A 17,826-nucleotide genomic window follows, 5' to 3' on the forward strand; every position below is an offset into this window, starting at 1 on the left:
CTACTTCTTCTCGTCGGCTTCACCGTCCTGCGCCTTCTCGTCGAGGGCGTTCAGGAGCTCCACGAACCGATCCGGCACAGGCTGGCTGACCACCCCGTCATAAAGGGCGCGGAGTTCACGCCCCAAGGCCGACTGCACGCGCGGCTCCAGCCGCGCGCGTCCTCCGTCGCCTTGCGGCGCACGGACCTCCTTCGGAGAACTGGCTTCGTACGAGGCGCTCATATCCTCACTCGTCGCTTGATCATTGTCGCGGGATCGCGTCACCGTCTTTCCCCCCACCCCTCGCGATGCCGGTCGCAAAGCGGTGTCATCTTAGCAAGTGCAACGGCGAGCCGCGCCCGGAAGTTCCGCAGCCACCGGCTCCCCCGCTTCTCCACCTGCACGAGAACATAACAGTCGCAACGGAACGATCCGCCGCCACGAACGTTCCCTCGCCAACCGACAAAAAGGTCGTCGTGCCCTCTGGGCGCGGCGACCATGTCCGTGCTTAAACTTCCGTTGTGTTGGTCGAGGGGTTTCATTCATGTCGCAATCCATGGCGCAACAGGTCGGCGCACTCATCCCGTATCTCCGGCGATACGCGCGTGCCCTGACCGGGAGCCAGTCGAGCGGTGACGCCTATGTGGCGGCGGTCCTCGAGGCGATCGTCGCCGATCCGAGCATCGTCCCGCGCGACACCGACATGCGTGTCGCTCTCTACAAGACCTTCTGCAGCCTGTGGCAGTCGATCGACCTCAACCTCGAGGAGGCTGGCCTCGGGGAAGGAACCGAGCAGCACGCGAACCGCCGGCTGGGCGCGATCGCCCCGCTCCACCGCCAGGCCTTCCTTCTCGTCACCGTGGAGGAGTTCACGGTGAAGGAGACGGCGGAAATCCTCGGCCTCTCGGTGGAGGAGACCTCGCGGCTGATCGACGAGGTCGGCTCCGAGATCGCGGAGCAGATGGCGACCGACGTCTTGATCATCGAGGACGAGCCGATCATCGCGATGGACATCGAGGCCCTCGTGACCAATCTCGGCCATCGCGTCTCCGGCATCGCCCGCACGCACACCGAGGCGATCGAGGCGGTGCGCAAGCATCCCCCCGGGCTCGTGCTGGCCGACATCCAGCTCGCCGACGGAAGCTCGGGCCTCGACGCCGTCAACGAGATGCTGGCGGACTACCAGGTCCCGGTGATCTTCATCACGGCGTATCCGGAGCGTCTCCTGACGGGCGAGAAGCCCGAGCCCGCCTTCCTGATCACGAAGCCCTTCCAGCCCGACATGGTCACCGCCGTCATCAGCCAGGCGCTGTTCTTCGAGGCCAAGGCTGGCGCCAGGGCGGAAGATCAGACAGCATGAGCGGGTGAGCGGAAACCTACACTCCACATGCCACGTTGTCCCCTGGGCCGGCCGAAGATGCCTGGACAGGAGAGATGGCGGGAAGCTCGGATCTGACGCAAGAGGGCAAAACCGCGGATGTGGTCCGTGAAGGAGGCGCCATGTCCGCGGAGATGATCCGGCGGCTCCAGGCGGCGATCGAGGTCTCGAACATCTCGGTCTCCAGCCAGGACAACGACTTGCGATATGCCTGGATCGTCAATCCGCCACAGAATCTGTCGGCGGACCGGTTCATCGGCCGGACGGACGAGGAGGTCTTCCCCTCGCCCTTCGGCGCCCGCATGGCGACGATCAAGCGGCAGGTGCTGGAGCGCGGCGAGGGCTTGTGGACGGAGGTTCCCTTCACGGCGGGCGACGACGGCCCGCGGTGGTACGACGTGAAGATCGATCCCTGGCGCGACCAGTCGGGGGGCGTGATCGGTGTCAATTGCGTCAGCGTGGACATCACGGACCGGCGGCAGACGACGGAGCACCTTCGCGTGCTGCTGCGAGAGCTCGCGCACCGGTCGAAGAACCTCATGGCCGTCATCCAGTCGATCGCGTCGCAGACGGCGCGGGGCGTTCCCTCGGTCGAGCAGTTCGTCAGCCGCTTCTCCGGGCGGCTCCAGTCCCTCGCGCGCGCGCACGACATCATCACCGACGAGGAGTGGCGGGGGGCGACGCTGCACCAGCTCGCCCGCGCCCAGGTGACGCTCTATGCGGATTGGCCGAGCTCGCGCGTCAACGTCTCCGGCCCCCACATCTTCCTGTCGCCGAACGCCGCCCAGCATCTCGGCCTCGCCCTGCACGAGCTGGCGACCAACGCCATTCGCCATGGCGCCCTCTCGGGCACAGGCGGCCACGTCGAGATCAGCTGGGACCGCACCCCGGACGCGAACGGACGCCGCGTCGTGTTCGAGTGGCGCGAGCGGGGCGGTCCTCCCGTGTCGGCGCCGCGAGCGACGAGCTTCGGCCGGCTGATGCTCGAGCAGATCGTGCCTGCCGCGGTCGGGGGGAAGGCGGAGCTCCGCTTCGAACCCTACGGCGTCTCCTACCGCCTCGAGGCTCCGGAGAGGACGCTGCTGCAGTGACGCGGGCCCAGGCGCGGTGCGGCAAAGGGCGCGTGCCGGCTTGCGGCGTGGGGACGAGGCCCTTACCTTCCTCGCCGTGGTCCCGACGCCTCCTGCGCGGGGGGCGAGCCAACCTTGCCACGGCGCACTCTGCCGGGTTCCGGCCGTCGCCAGGTGAAGAGACGCGTGGCCTGTCGGCGGCGAGCGAGGAGAGTACGGCCGGATGCACCGTCTGAGGCCGAGGGCTTTCAGGCGCGGCGCCGAGGGTTTCTCGGCGACGGGCAAGGCCGTGCTCCTGGTCGGCATACTGACGACACTGCTCGTCACCGCGATCATCTTCGCCCAGGCCCGAAGCAGCGCCAAGGCGGTGGCGGAGCTGCAGGCTGTGGACCTCGCCGATTCGCTCCGGCAGCGCGTGGGGCTGACACAGGCTTACATCCGGGCCACCGCCGGGCGGATGCGCGGAGCGGACCTTCCCGGGGCGGGCGAGTTCACGTCTTTCGCGACCTCTCTCGGTCCCCAGCCGATCGCCGACGCGCTCATCTGGCTGCCCGCGGTCACGGCGGGCGAGCGGCCCGATTTCGAGGCGGCCTTCCTCGCCCGTCACGGGGTTCCGGTCTCGGATCTGCGCGCGGGGGGTGAACGCATCTCGGCCGGCGCTCGCTCGGTCTATCTGCCGGTGGCCTATTTCGCCGGCTCCGACCGGCTCGCCTTCCTCCAGGGTGTGGATTTCCTCCAGCACGACGTCTTGAACGTCGCCGCGACGCTGGCGAGCACGACGGGAGGGCCCGCATTGTCCCCGCTGGTGAGCGTCGGGGACAGCCGCTTCGTCGTACTGATGCTCCCGGTCCGCCCGGGGCAGGTCGCCGAACCGGGACGACAGCCTCTCGTCGGGGCGGTTCTCGAGCTCAGCAGCCTGCTGAGCGGGACGCGGCTTCAGAAGGCGTGGACGGAATCGGCGGAGATTCGCGACGTCACCGATCCCGCCGCCGCCGTGCCGCTCTCTCCCCCCGCCGAGGCGAGCGGACCCGGGGAACTCGCGACCGCCGATGTCCCGATCGGTGCGCGGCAGTGGCAGGTGGCGGTCGTCGTCTCCTACGCCCAGGCCTACGAGCTCGCAGGATTGACCCTCCTGGCGGGTCTGATCCTGAGCGGCCTCGTTTCGCTTCTCGCGGACCGCGGCCACCATCTTCTGATCGCCGACGATCTGCAGCGCGAGGTCGACCGCCAGACGGCGGCCCTGCAACGCAGCACGGGGGAGTTTCGCGCGCTGTTCGAGGAGGGAGGCGCCGGCAAGTGCGAGATCGTGCCCGGAAGCGGCCATTTTCGCCGGGTCAATCTGCGCCTGTGCGAGATGCTCGGCTTCCCCCGCTCCGAGCTCGAGCAGATGACCTTCCGCATGGTGCTCGCCGAGGGAACGGAAGGCGCCCTCGATCCCGCATTCGAGGCGCTCCTGCGCGGGGAGCGGGATTCCTATTTCTCCGAGCGCCGCTTCCGCCTGAAAGGCGGCGGCGAGTTGTGGGGCGAACTCAGCGCGACGGTCCTGCGCGATCAGGTGGGCAGGGCGGTCTGGATCGTCGCGGTCGTGCAGGACGTGACGCCGCGCAAGCAGGCGGAGGAGGCGCGCTCGCTTTTGCTCCGGGAACTCGCGCACCGCGTGAAGAACACGCTGCAGCTCGCCCGCAGCCTGGCCGATCAGACCGCGCGATACGTGTCGGACCTGCCGAGCTTCATGATCCTCTACCAGAGCCGGCTGCGGGCCCTCGCGACAGCCCATGACCAGCTCTTCAAGACGAGCTGGTCGGGCGCCGATCTCGCCGATCTCGTTTCGGCGACCCTGTCGCCCTATGCCGACGCGGCGGAAGGCCGCATCGAGATCGACGTGCCGTCGCAGCGCCTGAGCTCGGCCGAGACCCAGACGGTCGCCCTGCTCGTCAACGAGCTCGCGACCAACGCCTCCAAGCACGGCGCCCTGTCGAACGATGCCGGCCGGATCCACATCACCGCGCGGGTCGAGCCCATGGAGGATGCCGAGGAGGGCGCGAGCGAGCAGCTCGTGTTCGTGTGGGACGAGGATGCGGGCCGGGAGGTCGAGAAGCCGTCCAAGAAGGGCTTCGGCATGACGTTTCTCACCCGGGCCGTCGCCCATCAGCACGACGGCGAGGCGGAGGTGGCGTGGGGCGGACGGGGAGTGGTCTACCGCTTCGTCATCCCGCTTCATCCGGACGAGCGCGAGGAGGCGGCGGCGGCCTGACGCCGCGGGGCGAGCGTTCAGCCCGGCGTGCCGACCATGCGGTCGAGCGTCTCCACCGCCTGTCCGACCGTGTAGGGCTTCGCCAGGCGCGGCACGTCACGCACCTCCGCGGGGTAGAGCTCGTCGGATCCGGCATAGGCCGTCGCGAAGACGAAGGGGATGCCCCGCTCCGAAAGGACCTGGGCGACCGGGAAGACCCGCTCTCCGGCGAGGTTGACGTCGAGTATGGCCACGTCGATGTCGCTGTTCTGCGCCAGACGCAGCGCCGAGCGGACGCTCCCGGCCGGCCCGATCACCTCGCAGCCCGCGTCACGCAGCCCTTCCTCGAGATCGAGCGCCAGCAGCATCTCGTCCTCGACGACGAGCACGCGTTTTCCGCCAAGGCTCATGTTCACGGCTTCTCCAGACCATGGTGAGGGACCTGCAGCGTGACCAACAAGGCCGAAGGGCCCTTGAGCCGCCATGACACGCGGATATCTCAAGCCGAACACCATTCCCATCGTCGGGGCAGACTTTGCTTCGAACCGAAGCAAAATTCACGCAAAAAGTGCGCAAATCGTTAACCTGCCGCAGGATCTCCCATTCGGGTCGATCGCAACCCAGAACACAAAGATCGGCCGCGGAATCCTCCGCGACCGTTTCGCAAAAGAAATGCCTCCGGCGCTTCCTGCCGGTGCCTTCGACCATGCGTCTGCTGGTGGTGAACGCGAGGCGGCAGGATGGGTTCCCTCGCGCGCGCCGGATTTTTTTAGCCCTTTGCGACGGCCTGCGAGGTCCACTCCACCGCCCTGACGTGAGAGCGCGAGCCCCGGGACGTTTCGGCGGACGCCGCAACGAAGTGGCGGGGGCTCGCGTTCGGGGATCGTCATCCCTCTCGGCACCCCTCGCGGGTGCCTTCCCCGACCCCGCCCGGCAGACAGGAGGCAGCGCATGCGGACGGACCTGCCGACGGACGATCCGAGGCTCGACGCGCTCGAGGGGCTCGACCCTTCGACCATCGCCTCCGCGCTCAACCGGGCGGCGGGCGAGGAGAGACGTGCGGCGTTCCGGGGCCTGCCGCCGGCGAAGGCGGGGAAGGTGTTCGGCCTGCTCGAGCCTTCGAGCCAGGCGGACGTGCTGCAGGCGCTCGAGCCGGAGACGAGGCGGGCCTTCCTCGACGAGATGGAGCCCGACGACCGCGCGAGGCTGCTCGGCCGCCTGCCGGAGGAGGAGGCCGAGCGCCTGCTCCAGGTGCTGACGCAAGAGGAGCGCGCCCTCACCATGGCGCTCCTGCGCTATCCCGAGGGGAGCGCCGGGCGGATCATGACGCCGGAGTTCGTGCGCCTTCACCCCGCCATGTCGGTCGCGGACGCGCTGGCCGCCGTGCGGGCCGGCGAGAGGCGGGCGGAGACGATCTACTTCATGCCCGTCGCCGCCGAGGACATGCGTCTCCTCGGCACGGTCGACCTCGCAGCCCTCGTCCTCGCCGACGAGGCGAGCACCATCGCCGACCTCGCCTCGACGGACGTGCCCGCCGTGCAGGCGACCGACGACCAGGAGGAGGTCGCCCGCTTCATGAAGGAGGCGGACCTCATGGTGGTGCCGGTCGTCGACGAGGGGAACCGGCTCGTCGGCATCATCACCTTCGACGACGCGATGGAGGTGCTCGAGTTCGAGGAGGGCGAGGACTTCGCGCGCACCGGCGCCTCGGAGCCGATCCAGCGGCCCTATCTCTCCGTGTCGATCCTGCGCCTCGTGCGCTCGCGCATCGTGTGGCTGTCGGTGCTCGCGATCGCGGCGACCCTGACGGTGAACGTCCTCGGCGCCTTCGAGGACACGCTCGAGAGCGTCGTGGCGCTGGCGCTCTTCATTCCGCTCCTCATCGGCATCGGCGGCAACACGGGCGCCCAGTCGGCGACGACGATCGTGCGCGCGCTCGCGGTGCGCGACGTGCGGCCGCGCGACGCGCTCAAGGTCGCGCTGCGGGAGGTCGAGACGGGCCTCCTGATGGGCGTCGCGATCGCCATCGCGGGCTACGTCATCGTCTCGGTCTTCTTCGATGGGGCCATCGCTCTCGTGGTGGCGATCACCCTCGTCGCGATCTGCGGCCTCGCCGCGCTCGTGGGCTCGCTGATGCCGCTTCTCGCGCGCAAGCTCTCGATCGACCCGGCCGTGTTCAGCGCTCCCTTCGTCACGACGATCGTCGATGCGACGGGGCTCCTGATCTACTTCATGGTCGCGCGGGCCGTGCTCGGGGTGTGACACTGTCCGCCCGAGTGCGGGCGGCGGGTGCGATGCGCCTTCGGGAAGCCCGGCGAATACGTCTATAGGGGGCGCATGGAAACGTGGTTCGCACAGTTCGTCGGGCATCCGCTCGTTCTCGCGGGGCTGCTCTTCGTCGCGCCCTTCCTGCTCGAGGAGGCGGCGATCCTCTCGGGCGCCGGCATCGCCGCGGCGGGCGAACTGTCCCTGCCGGTGACGATCGGCGCGCTCTATCTCGGCATCGTCGCCAGCGACTGGCTGCTCTACGGCCTGGGCGCGGCGGCCGGCCGCAGCGAGAGGCTGCGCGCGTGGATCGGGCCCGACTATATCGAGCGCGGCCGCCGGATCCTCCACCGCGGCGCGCTCGGCGCGGGGCTGATGGCGCGGCTCGTGCCGTGGCTGCTCTTCCCGGTCTTCGTCGCGAGCGGCTTCCTGCGGGTCGGCTTCGCGCGCTTCGCGCTCGTCAACGCGGGCATCGCGCTCGTCTACGTCAACGTGCTGTTCTGGAGCGTCTACGGGCTCGACCTGATCCTGTTCGAGCTGTTCGAGCAGTGGGGCTGGGTGATCGTCGCGGCCTTCGCGGTCGGCGTCGTCGCGCTCAGTCGGATCGCGGCGCGCCGGCAGGCCGCCCGGGAGGCGGAGACGCCGGAGGGCCCTCCGCCCGGCTGTCGCTGACCACGCAGTCGAGCGCGCTCCGCAGGAGATCCGCGTGCGTCCAGGGCAGGAAGTGGTCGCCGTCCTCGACGAGGACGACGCGCACCGAGGTCGCCCGGAGCTGCCGCTGCAGGTAGACGGCGTTCTCCGGCGGCACGAGCGTGTCCTGAAGCCCCTGCACGATCGTGACGGGGACCTCGATGGCGCCGAGGCTGCCGGCGAGGGTCTCGAGCTCGCCCTTCAGGGCCACGAGCTCCGTGTTCGAGTTCGCGAGCTCGAGCGGCAGGAGGCCGGCGAACATCTCGATCGCGGCCAGTTCCTGCAGCGGGTGGACCTCCTCCTCCGTGGGATCGCCGGCCGAGCCGATCAGGAGGACGCCGCCGATCCTGTCGGGGTAGTCGGCCGCGAGCCGCAGCGCCACCGGCCCGCCATAGGAATAGCCGACGAGCACCGCCTTCGGCGCGTCGTCGGCGCGCAGAAGCGGCGCGATCGCCCGGGCCTGCCGGCCGAGCTCCACGACGGGCTCCTCGGGAAGGCTCTGCCCGAAGCCCGGCCGGTCGACGGCGAGATGGTAGCGGTCGCGCGGCACGCTCACGAGGAAGCGCCCCCACTCCTCGGCGACGCCGGGGCTGCCGTGGATGAACACGATCCTCTGCCCGCGCGGATTGCCCGCGGCGAGGTAGCTGAGCGAGGTGCCGCCGTCCGCGCCGTCCGCCGCGCGCCTGACGGCGCGGGAGGTTTCGGCCTCCTCGTCTTCGAGGCCGAAGCCGGTGATCGCCACGAACTGCTCGCGCAAAGGCTGCAGCGGCGCGAGCAGCGCGTCGATCGCGGCCTCGGCGGGGCCGGCGGCCTGCGCCTCGATCACGACGACCTCGGCGGGAGCCGGACAATGGAGAGCATCGAGGATCATTCTTCGCCTTCGTCTGCGACCGTAGAGATGCCTGGGCAGCCATCCGGGGGGCATGTCGGGGGCCTGGCTCAGGTGCTCGTCGGATAGGCCCGGCGAAGATGCTCCTGCCGGCGCTGGAGCGCCAGCATTGTTCCGATGCCGGCCGGGCGGTGGCCGCGACGCCGGTTCTCCGCGGCGATTGCGAAGAGCGTCCGGTACTGCCGCCACAGGATACGGTAGGCGTCGCGGAGGCGGGTGCGGCCGTCCCAGATATGCAGCATCTCGGCGCCCGCGCCGTTCAGCTCGAGGATCGACAGCCCCTCGCCGTGGCGCAGCGCCTCGAGCGAGCTGAAGCGCAGGTCGAAGCGGCCGAAGTGGAACTCCGGGATGTCGCGCGCGATCTCCTCGATCGTCCGCTCGAGCTCCGGCGTCACGAGATGCGCCGCGTCGCGATAGACCGCGCCGAGGCGGGCGCTCCTCGCCACCGTCAGCGTCACGACCTCGTTCGCCGGGACGACCGTCCGCCAGCGCGCGCGGTGGCGCTCGCGGTAGACCGCGCGATTGCCGGCGAGCACCGGGTCGGCGTCGACCAGCGCCTCGAGCGTCGAGGAGCCGTCGCCGACCACGTGGGGCGCGTAGGTCAGCACCATCGAGGCGATGCGGCCGTGGCTCGCGCCGGGCTCGCGGATGTAGAAGACGGCCGCCTCGCCGTCATGGGCGACGAAGCGCTGGAGAATGAGGCCGGTGCCCGGCAGGACGTTGGCGAGATAGGCCGCGAGCTCGTCCGGCCCCTCGACCTTGCGCACGCCCCAGCCCTGGTAGCCGCGGTCCGGCTTCACGACGATCGGGAAGCCGAGGCCCGCCTCCCCGAGGCGCGCGAGCGCCGTCGGGAGGTCGTCGGCCGATCCCTCGGCCCTGAACGCGACATAGGGCGCGAGGCGCCTCGCGGCGCGCTCGCCGAAGAGGCGGAGGTCCTGCGACTTCCTTTCGCCCCACAGGCCGCCGACCTCCATCTTTGGGTTCGCGGCGGTGGGAAGGGTCACGCTCATGTGGCGCAGCGACAGCGCGATCCACATCAGCGCCGGGACGACGTAGAACACGAGATCGTGGAGCCGCCGCCGGTATACGGGATAGAGCCGGTCGCGCTGCAACGGCGGCATGCTCCGGTGCACGACGACCGTCCCCGACCGGGCGTCGCCTCCGCACGCGGCGCCCGCCGCCAAGACCTCCTGCTGGCTCGTCACGTCGCCTGTCGCTTCCCTGTCTCGTGCCGCATCGATCGGGTCGCGCTATCGCGCATGCCGCCCGGAACGCAACGCGATCCAACGACCCGCCTACCGCACGGAGAATCTTGCACGATTCGCCGCGTCCCATGGGCAACTAATGCCGGAACCGGGCAGGGCAACGGAGGCGGGAGGCTCACCCGTCGCGGGGCCGGCCGCACCGCCCGCCACGACCGGTCGCCCCGGCGGCGACGGTCGCATGCCGGCACGCATGCGCAGCTCGCCGATCTTCGCCGCCCGGTAGGTGCTCCGACCACCGGCTCGTCAACGTGCACCTCTCCTCGCAGGAGAAGTTCTGGCGCGCCTTCTTCGACGCGATCGAGCGGCCAGACCTCGCCGAGGATCCCCGCTTCGCCACGCGGAGTGCCCGGATCGAGAACTATTTCGAGCTCAGCCGGGAGGCCGGCACGGTCTTCCAGACCCGGCCTCTCGCGGAATGGGAGGCCCGTCTGTCGCGGAGCGACGTGCCCTTCGCGCCCGTCTACAAGGTGCCGGAGGTCTTCGACGACCCCCAGGTCCGGCACCTCGGAACGTTCATGGACCTCGATCATCCGACGGAGGGGCGGGTCCGCGCGATCCGCAATCCGGTGTGGGTCGACGGAAGCCGCGAGGGGCACAGAATGTCGCCCCCTCCGGCCCTGGGCGAGCATTCGGAGGCGGTTCTGGCCGAGCTGCGGCCGGACGAGCCGTAGGCCCACACCTCGAGCCGCGCCGCCACCTCGAACGCGACATCCGATTGAGGGCACCGGGCAGGATCGGGGGAAGGAGCCCGCACGCGGGGCCTGGACCGGCTCCGGTGCCGTCGGCGTCCGCCGTCGTGGCGCCGCTCGGCGTGTCGTTGCCCTCGGACAGAGAATGGGCGGCGACTGGACCGTCGCCGGACCAGCCCATCAACGTCGGCACCGAGCGAGCCTCGGCCCGCCGCTGGACTATCCGGCCGGCGAAGCCTCGGGAGCCGCCAGAGGGGGCCAGAGATGTGCCCACGGGCGCTCCCGCTCGAGCGCCATGGCGACCCGGTAGACGGTGAGCTCGTCGAAGGGCCTGCCGACGATTTGCATGCCGAGCGGCAGCCCGTCGGCGGAGAGGCCCGCCGGCACGGAGATGGCGGGCTGGCCCGTCAGGTTGAACGGGGTGCGGGCCTGGCGGTCATAGGTCGCGTCGACGGCCTCGTCGTCGTCGATCCTGGCGGGATGCTCGAGGCTCGAGACGCAGACGACGGCGTCGAGGCCTCGCATCGCGCGCGCCAGCTCCTCGCAGAGCACCCGCCTCAGCTTCTGCGCCTGCAGGTAGGTCGCCGCGTCGACGAAGGCGCCGGAGAGGATCTTCGTGCGGGCGCGCCAGCCGTAGTCGTGGTAGCGCTCCTGCAGCCACTTCTTGTGGATCGCGAAACTCTCCGCCTGGATGATCAGGCGGCCGCAGTCCGCGAAGTCCTCGAGCGGCGGGATCTCGACCGGCACCAGCCGCGCGCCGAGGCGCCGCAGCGTCTCGCAGCTTTCCGTGAAGGCGGCGGCGATCTCGTCCCGCGCCTCGCGGCCGAACTCCTCGATCACGCCGATCCGCATGCCCTCGATCCCGCCGTCGATCGGGCCGACCGGCCTCGCGTCACGGGCGCTCGTCGGATCGCGGCCGTCATGGCCGACGCAGGCGTCGAAGAGGAGGGCGTTGTCGGCCACGCCGCGCGTCATCGGCCCGACATAGTCGAGCGACTGCGCCAGCGGAAAGACGCCGCGCCGGCTGATCGCGCCGTATGTCGGCTTCATGCCGACGATGCCGCAGGCGGTGCCGGGATGACGGACGGATCCGGCCGTGTCCGTGCCGAGGGCGGCTGGCGCGAGCCCCGCCGCCACCGCCGCCCCGGAGCCGGAGGACGAGCCGGCGGGATGATGGTCTTGGTTCCAGGGATTGCGGGCCGGTGGCCACGGCAGGTCGAAGGAGGGACCGCCGGTCGCGAATTCGTGCAGCGCCGTCTTGCCGAGGATGACGGCGCCCGCCCGCCGGAGCCGCGCGACGACGAAGGCGTCCTCGGCGGCGCATTCCGTGACCGTGACGCGCGAATTCGCCGTCGTCGGCGTGCCCTCGACGTCGATGATGTCCTTGATGGCCACCGGCACGCCGTGCAACGGGCCGAGCGGGCCTCCCTTCGCCCGCACCTCGTCGCGCCGGGCCGCCTCGGACAGGGCCCGCTCCGCGCCGGGATCGAGGAATGCGTGAAGGCGAGGGTTCAGCGCCTCGATCCGGCGGAGGAAGGCTTCCGTCACCTCCACGGCGCCCAGCCGGCCGTCGCGCAGCCGCGAGGCGAGCTCCGTCAGGCTCAGAGCATGAATGTCGCTCATGGCGACTCGCCCGTCGCGCGGAACTCCAGCGCCGGCTCGGCGGCGGGGTCGAGGCGCCCGGTCCACGCCGCCGCGAGCTCCTGCTGCTTGAGGTAGCTCGTCCACAGACGCTGCCGGTCGTGCGCGGTCGGCTCGATGCCGAGGGCCGCGAGAGTCTGGTCGAACAGCGCCTCTTGCTGCGCGGTATCCTTCATGTCGCGGCTCCCGCCAGGCTTCCGCCGCCGGCACGGCGCCTCTGCATCATGTAGACCGCGCCGAAGATCACGAGACCCAGGACGTTCAGGACGAGCTGCGGGAACATGAGGATGATCGCCGACACGACGAGCAGGACACGCTCGATCAGGGTCGTCCGGCAGAGAAAATAGTTCGAGACGGCGGCCGCTGCCGGCACGACGGCGATGAAGGAGGTGACGATCGCCTGCGCCGCGCCGAAGGTCAGGCCGTCGGGCATGAGGATCGGCGTGTAGACGAAGAGGATCGGGATCACGAACAGGAAGAACGAGAACCTGAGCGCCGCGAACCCCGTCTGCATCGGGTCGGATCTCGCGATCGAGGCGCCGGCGAAGGCGGCCATGCAGACGGGCGGCGAGATGTTCGAGGACTGCGAGTACCAGAAGACGATCATGTGTGCGGCGAGCGCCGACATGCCGAGGGCCTCGAGGCCGGGCGCGATCAGGATCGCCATGAGGATGTAGGCCGACGTCACCGTCATCCCCATCCCGAGAATATAGGACGCAACGAGCGCCAGCAGGATGCCGACGGGCATCAGCCCGAAGGTGAACTGCATGATGGATGTCGTGAAGATGAAGCCGAGGCCGGTGAGGAACACGATGCCGAGGATGATGCCGACCGTGCCGACGACCGCCGAGATGGCGAGCGCGTTCAGCGCGCCTTCCTTCAGGCCGAGGACGATGTCGCGCAGGATCGACATGAGCACGGCGCCATAGCTCGTGCCCGCGTCCTTCTTGATGAGTCGCGCGAGCGAGCCGATGGCGATGAAGAGGAGGATCGTGAAGAAGACGGCGCGCGACGGCGACATGCCCGACAGCATGAGGTAGATGACGACGCCGATCGGGATCAGGTAGTACCAGCCCTCCTTGAAGATCTGCCACGGGCTCTCGCGCTGGTCGCGGGGAATGCGCGGGATGTCCTCCCGGGCCGCCTCGAAATGGGCGATGGCCGCGACGGAAGCGAAGTACAGGACGGCCGGCGCCAGCGCGACGACCATGATGTCGACGTAGGGGACGCGGATCATCTCGGCCATGATGAACACGGCCGCCCCCATGATCGGGGGCATGAACATGCCGCCGGTCGACGCGGCCGGCTCGATCGCCCCCGCGATATGGCGCCGGTAGCCCGCCTTGATCATCAGGGGAATCGTGAAGGTGCCGGTGGCCACGGTGTTCGCGGTGGCGCTGCCGGAGATCATGCCCATCATCCCGCTGCCGAGGACGGCCGCCTTCGCGGGGCCGCCGCGGAAGCCGGCCGTGAGCGCGTAGGGCAGGCGGACGAAGAAGTCGCCGGCGCCGAACCTGTTCATCAGCGCCCCGAAGACGACGAAGAGCACGACATAGGCGGCCGTCACCTGAAGGACGAGGCCGAACATGCCCTCCTGCGAGAACATGCTCGTGAGAACGCGCCCCCATTCGTAGCCGCGGTGCGAGATGTCCTGCGGCAGGAGGTTGCCGTAGACGGCGTAAAGCAGGAACAGGATCGCCACGATCGGCAGCATAAGCCCCATGACCCGCCGCGTCGCCTCGATGGAGACGATGGTCGCCATCAGCGCCATCCAGAAGTCGGCCTGGGTGTAGTAGCCGACGCGATGGACGAGGTTCTGGAACTCGACGATGAAGTAGCCGAACGAAACGACCGTCATCGCGATGAAGACGAGGTCGAGCAGGCTCGGACGGCTCCGCGGGGAGCCCTTGCGCGCCGGATAGATCAGGAAGACCATTGTCAGCGCGAGGAGCAGAAACGCCCCGCGATAGAGGCCGACGCCGATCCGGCCGAACCAGGCAGGGCCGGCCGCGTAGACGTAGAAGAGCGAGAAGGCGACGGCGATCAGCGTGAAGACGAGCCCGAAGGGGCGTGCGAGGATACGGGTCCCCAGACCCTCCTCCAGCTCATGGTCGTGGTCCCGAGCGTCAGGCTGCGTCTCGTTGGCCATCGCAATCTTCCTCCTTCGCGCGACACCGGCGGAACCGGCCGCGCCCGAAGGCGCGACCGGGGACCGATTCACTGGCGCAGCGGCTCGGGCAGCGTCACGCCGCGCTCCTGCCAGAACTCGGCAGCGGCGGGATGCATCGGCACGTAGAGCGTTTCCGCCCACTCGGCGTTGCGGTGGTCGTGGTCGGGGAAGGTGCGGTCGAGATGTGCGGCCGCCTCGTCGGTATAGGCGAGCTCGAGGAACTCCCGGACGACCTCGTCGGGCACGTCCTTGTGGACGATCCACTGCACGCCCTGCGCGAAGGTCACGGCATCCTCGTCCTGGCCTTCATACGTGCCGGCCGGGACCGTGAGCGTCGTGAAGAAGGGATACTCGTCGAGGAAGCCGCTCTCCTCGATCTGCGGGCCGAGGTCGAGAACGCGGACCGGATGCGTCGCGTCGATCTCCTGGGCGAAGCCGGCCGGCGCCGGGCCGGTGCGGTTGAAGCCGTCGATGTCGCCGTCGGTGAGCATCCGCCCGAGCTCGCCCCAGGCGTTGTACTCGATGTTGATCTGGTCGTAGAGCCCGACATGGCGCAGGAACTTGTCGGCCTCGGCGGCGGAGCCCGAGCCGGGCGCGCCGCTCACGAAGTCGCGGCCCGCGAGATCCTCCACGGAGCGGATGTCGGAAGACGCGAGGACGAGGAAGTTCCAGCCGGAGATCTTCTGGGCCGGGCCGAGCTGCCGGTAGTCCTGGTACTCGCGCTCGAAGCCCTCTCCGGCCCACGCGCCGTAGATGTCGCTCTCGAAGGCCATGCCGATCTCGCCCTGGCCCGAGCCGACGAGACGGATATTCTCGACGCTGCCCCCCGAGGTCGAGGGCACGATGCGCAGCTTGTCGGTCTTGCCGTTGATGTGGTCGGCGAGCGCCGCGCCCTGCGTATAGAACGTGCCGGACGTGCCACCGAGCGGCATGCTGATCTGAAAGGTCTGGGCGTGCGCCGCCGTGGAGATCGTCGCCGCAGCCAGCGTTGCGGCCAGTGCTGTCAGTCTTCTCATCTTCTTCCTCCCTGGTTGGACTGGTGTCCTCGTCGCCGACCGATCCGGTGCGGCTCTGCCGGCGCGAGGGGTTAGAGCTTCATGGCGAAGGGATCCCGATCCTCTCCCGAGAGGTCGAGCATGACGTTCTTGACCTGCGTGTATTCCATGAGCGTGTGCCAGCTGCGCTCGCGGCCGTGGCCGCTGAGCTTCGTGCCGCCGAACGGGGCCCCGACATAGGAGGCCCGGTAGGTGTTCACCCAGACGAGGCCCGCCTCGATCTCGCGGGCCATCCGGTGCGCGCGGCGCACGTCGTTCGTCCAGACGCCGGCGGCGAGGCCGTAGTCGCTGTCGTTGGCGATGCGCACCGCGTCAGCCTCGTCCTCGAAACGCAGGATGCACAGGACCGGCCCGAACACCTCGTCGCGCGCGATCGTCAGCGAGGGCTCCACGTCCTTGAGAACCGTCGGCTCGATGAAGAAGCCGCGCTCGAGGCCGGGCCCCGTCGCCTGCCGGCCGCCGAGGGCGAGCTTCGCCCCCTCGTTCTCCGCCTGCGCGATCAGCGACAGGATGCGGTCGAACTGGGCCCTGTTGGCCACCGGCCCCATTTCCGTCGCTGGGTCCAGCGGATTGCCGAGCCTGATCCCGCGCACCTTCTCCAGGACCCGGTCGCAGACCTCGTCGTAGATCGACGACTGGACGAGCAGCCGCGAGCCGGCGATGCAGGTCTGCCCGGAGGCGCCGAAGATGCCGGCGACGGCACCGTTCACCGCGGCCTTCAGGTCGGCGTCCTCGAAGATGATGTTCGGCGACTTGCCTCCAAGCTCCGTCGTCACCGGCACGAGCCGGCGCGCGGCGGCCTCGAGGATGCGCCGCGCGGTCGGCAGGCCGCCGGTGAAGCTGATCTTCTTCACTCGCTTGTGCGTCGTGAGAGCCGGCCCGATGCGCCCGTCGCCGGTCACGATGTTGACCACGCCGTCCGGGAAGCCCGCCTCCGCGATCAGCCGGCCGAAAGCCAGTGTCGAGATGCTCGCATGCTCCGAGGGCTTGATCACCACCGTGTTGCCGGCGGCCAGTGCCGGGGCGAGCTTGTTCGCCAGAAGCGGCAGCGGCGAGTTCCAGGCGGTGATCAGGACGGCGACGCCGAGCGGCTCGACGATCGTGTAGTCGAGCATCTCGCCGTTATCGAGCGGGATCGTGTTGCCCTGCAGCTTGTCGGCGAGCCCGGCGAAGTAACGGTAGTTGCGGGCGGCGAACTTCATCTGCGACCCGGTTTCCCGGATCACCTTTCCGTTGTCGGTGGTATCGATGCGCGCGAGATCCGGCCCGTTCTGCTCGACGAGGTCGGCGAGGCGGTTGAGCATCAGCGCCCGGTCTCGGCCGTTCACGCCCCTCCAGACGGAGACATACGTGTCGTGCGCGATCTCGATGGCGCGCGCCACGTCGGCGTCGCCCGCCTGCGGCAGGGTCGCCCAGACCTCCTGGGTGTAGGGGTTCACGCTGTCGAGGCGTTCCGAGCCGGACCCCCCGGTCCACTCGCCCCCGATGAGCATCTGGTACTCTGCGGCCATCCCGTACTCCTCTGTGCAGGGAGAGGGGTAGCCGCCGCGCAGCGTTCCGTCAAGCGCACCATGTTCTCTCAGGCAGAACACTTGTGACGCGCGCTCGGCTGATCTATCTGGACATTTGCAGGTTCGGAGCAGGCATGGCCACGGTAACGAAGACGTCGGACGAGAAGAAGGGTGTGGCTGCGGTCGCGCGCGCGCTGTCGCTGCTGAACGCCTTCGAGGGCGCGGCCGAGCCCCTGACGATCTCCGAGCTCGCGCGCCGCACGGGCCTCTACAAGAGCACCGCTCTGAGGCTCATCCAGTCGCTGAAGGCGGAGGACTTCGTCGCACAACTCCCCGACGGATCCTACCAACTCGGCAGCTCCTTTGTCCGGCTCGCGCGATCCGTGCAGATGCCCTCCAGCATGGAGGAGCGAATCCTCCCCGTTCTGAGGCGCCTGGTCGAGCAGGGCAGCGAAAGCCCGTCATTCCATGTGCGAGCCGGTGACGACAAGCGCGTCTGCATCCTGCGGGTCGACTCGCGGCATTCGACGCTCGATCGGGTGAAGACGGGCATGGCGCTTCCCCTGGACCGGGGCGCGGCCGGGCGTGTGTTCCTGGCCTATGACGGCACCGGCAAGGGAGAGGCCTACGATCGCATCCGCGCCGGGGGCTATGCCGTCTCCTTCGGCGAGACGGATCCGGACTGCGCGGCCGTGGCCGCACCCGTCTTCGGCATCGGCAACGAGTTGCTCGGCGTCCTGTCGCTGTCCGGGCCGAGAGTGCGGTTCGATGAGGAGACGGTGAACGCCCAGGTCACCCTCCTGCTTCCGGCCGCGGCGGCGCTCACGCGAGCCATGGGCGGAAGCATCCGGGGCGCGTCGGCGAGACGAGCCTGTCCGTCCGACGCATCCGAACCCGCCATGGGTGCCGGCGGCTGAAGGGGGCTAGGAGTTCGGGCCGCGAGAGTGGCCGCGGAGCGAGCATTGCGCAGCGCGGTCCCGCCCCGAGCCGG

The 17,826-nt window shown here is 69.5% G+C and carries 15 protein-coding genes and 1 pseudogene; 7 read left to right on the top strand and 9 right to left on the bottom strand.

Features of this window, described 5'->3' with window-relative positions; translation table 11 throughout:
* A complete protein-coding gene (locus tag N177_RS09050) occupies positions 1-264 on the bottom strand; it encodes a NepR family anti-sigma factor (RefSeq protein ID WP_152527881.1) in 264 nt (87 codons plus the stop codon).
* A gap of 259 nt (positions 265-523) precedes the next feature.
* Between N177_RS09050 and N177_RS09055 the strand changes: the two genes are divergently transcribed.
* The 3 genes from N177_RS09055 to N177_RS20570 all read left to right on the top strand — a co-directional run bounded on the left by N177_RS09055 (position 524) and on the right by N177_RS20570 (position 4,681).
* The gene (locus N177_RS09055; protein WP_023432006.1) at positions 524-1,339 is read left to right on the top strand and encodes a response regulator; all 816 of its coding nucleotides are present in this window, start codon (positions 524-526) and stop codon (positions 1,337-1,339) included.
* 140 nt (positions 1,340-1,479) lie between these two features.
* Positions 1,480-2,448, top strand: a complete 969-nt coding sequence (locus N177_RS09060) for a sensor histidine kinase (protein WP_023432007.1) — start codon at positions 1,480-1,482, stop codon at positions 2,446-2,448.
* Positions 2,449-2,650: 202 nt separating this feature from the next.
* Positions 2,651-4,681, top strand: coding sequence for an HWE histidine kinase domain-containing protein (locus tag N177_RS20570; protein ID WP_023432008.1), 2,031 nt, complete (start codon positions 2,651-2,653; stop codon positions 4,679-4,681).
* Between the two features lie 17 nt (positions 4,682-4,698).
* Here the strand turns inward: N177_RS20570 and N177_RS09070 are convergent, their stop codons facing one another.
* Positions 4,699-5,070: a response regulator gene (locus N177_RS09070; RefSeq protein WP_040485460.1), complete on the bottom strand. Its 372-nt coding sequence runs from the start codon at positions 5,068-5,070 to the stop codon at positions 4,699-4,701.
* Positions 5,071-5,611: 541 nt separating this feature from the next.
* Between N177_RS09070 and mgtE the strand changes: the two genes are divergently transcribed.
* Together mgtE and N177_RS09080 are read left to right on the top strand one after the other, a co-directional pair.
* The gene (gene mgtE / locus N177_RS09075) at positions 5,612-6,922 is read left to right on the top strand and encodes a magnesium transporter (protein ID WP_023432010.1); all 1,311 of its coding nucleotides are present in this window, start codon (positions 5,612-5,614) and stop codon (positions 6,920-6,922) included.
* Positions 6,923-6,997: 75 nt separating this feature from the next.
* Positions 6,998-7,597, top strand: coding sequence for a DedA family protein (locus tag N177_RS09080; RefSeq protein ID WP_040485461.1), 600 nt, complete (start codon positions 6,998-7,000; stop codon positions 7,595-7,597).
* Here N177_RS09080 and N177_RS09085 read toward each other — a convergent pair.
* Both N177_RS09085 and N177_RS09090 read right to left on the bottom strand, forming a co-directional pair.
* Entirely contained in the window at positions 7,521-8,486 is a 966-nt protein-coding gene (locus N177_RS09085; protein ID WP_023432011.1) for an alpha/beta fold hydrolase, read from the bottom strand. The two genes, N177_RS09080 and N177_RS09085, sit on opposite strands and share 77 nt — an antisense overlap.
* Positions 8,487-8,554: 68 nt before the next feature.
* A complete protein-coding gene (locus N177_RS09090; protein ID WP_051402311.1) occupies positions 8,555-9,709 on the bottom strand; it encodes a 5-(carboxyamino)imidazole ribonucleotide synthase in 1,155 nt (384 codons plus the stop codon).
* 293 nt (positions 9,710-10,002) lie between these two features.
* Here N177_RS09090 and N177_RS09095 point away from each other — a divergent pair.
* A pseudogene (locus N177_RS09095) lies at positions 10,003-10,440 on the top strand (CoA transferase); the annotation flags it as partial.
* A gap of 237 nt (positions 10,441-10,677) precedes the next feature.
* Here the strand turns inward: N177_RS09095 and N177_RS09100 are convergent.
* The 5 genes from N177_RS09100 to N177_RS09120 form a co-directional block, all read right to left on the bottom strand.
* Positions 10,678-12,081 carry an amidase gene (locus N177_RS09100; RefSeq protein ID WP_023432014.1) on the bottom strand — a complete coding sequence of 468 codons (1,404 nt, stop codon included), beginning with the start codon at positions 12,079-12,081 and terminating at the stop codon, positions 10,678-10,680.
* A complete protein-coding gene (locus tag N177_RS09105) occupies positions 12,078-12,275 on the bottom strand; it encodes a hypothetical protein (protein ID WP_023432015.1) in 198 nt (65 codons plus the stop codon). The genes N177_RS09100 and N177_RS09105 overlap by 4 nt, the downstream gene beginning before the upstream one ends.
* Positions 12,272-14,248 carry a TRAP transporter permease gene (locus tag N177_RS09110; protein WP_023432016.1) on the bottom strand — a complete coding sequence of 659 codons (1,977 nt, stop codon included), beginning with the start codon at positions 14,246-14,248 and terminating at the stop codon, positions 12,272-12,274. Before N177_RS09110 ends, N177_RS09105 begins: the two co-directional genes overlap by 4 nt.
* A 68-nt stretch (positions 14,249-14,316) precedes the next feature.
* Positions 14,317-15,285 carry a TAXI family TRAP transporter solute-binding subunit gene (locus N177_RS09115; RefSeq protein WP_023432017.1) on the bottom strand — a complete coding sequence of 323 codons (969 nt, stop codon included), beginning with the start codon at positions 15,283-15,285 and terminating at the stop codon, positions 14,317-14,319.
* A 71-nt stretch (positions 15,286-15,356) separates the two neighbouring features.
* The gene (locus N177_RS09120; RefSeq protein ID WP_023432018.1) at positions 15,357-16,835 is read right to left on the bottom strand and encodes an aldehyde dehydrogenase; all 1,479 of its coding nucleotides are present in this window, start codon (positions 16,833-16,835) and stop codon (positions 15,357-15,359) included.
* 134 nt (positions 16,836-16,969) lie between these two features.
* Between N177_RS09120 and N177_RS09125 the strand changes: the two genes are divergently transcribed.
* The gene (locus tag N177_RS09125) at positions 16,970-17,752 is read left to right on the top strand and encodes an IclR family transcriptional regulator (protein WP_023432019.1); all 783 of its coding nucleotides are present in this window, start codon (positions 16,970-16,972) and stop codon (positions 17,750-17,752) included.
* Positions 17,753-17,826 lie beyond the last annotated feature (74 nt).

Source organism: Lutibaculum baratangense AMV1, from assembly GCF_000496075.1.
GTDB classification, from domain to species: Bacteria; Pseudomonadota; Alphaproteobacteria; order Rhizobiales; family Tepidamorphaceae; genus Lutibaculum; species Lutibaculum baratangense.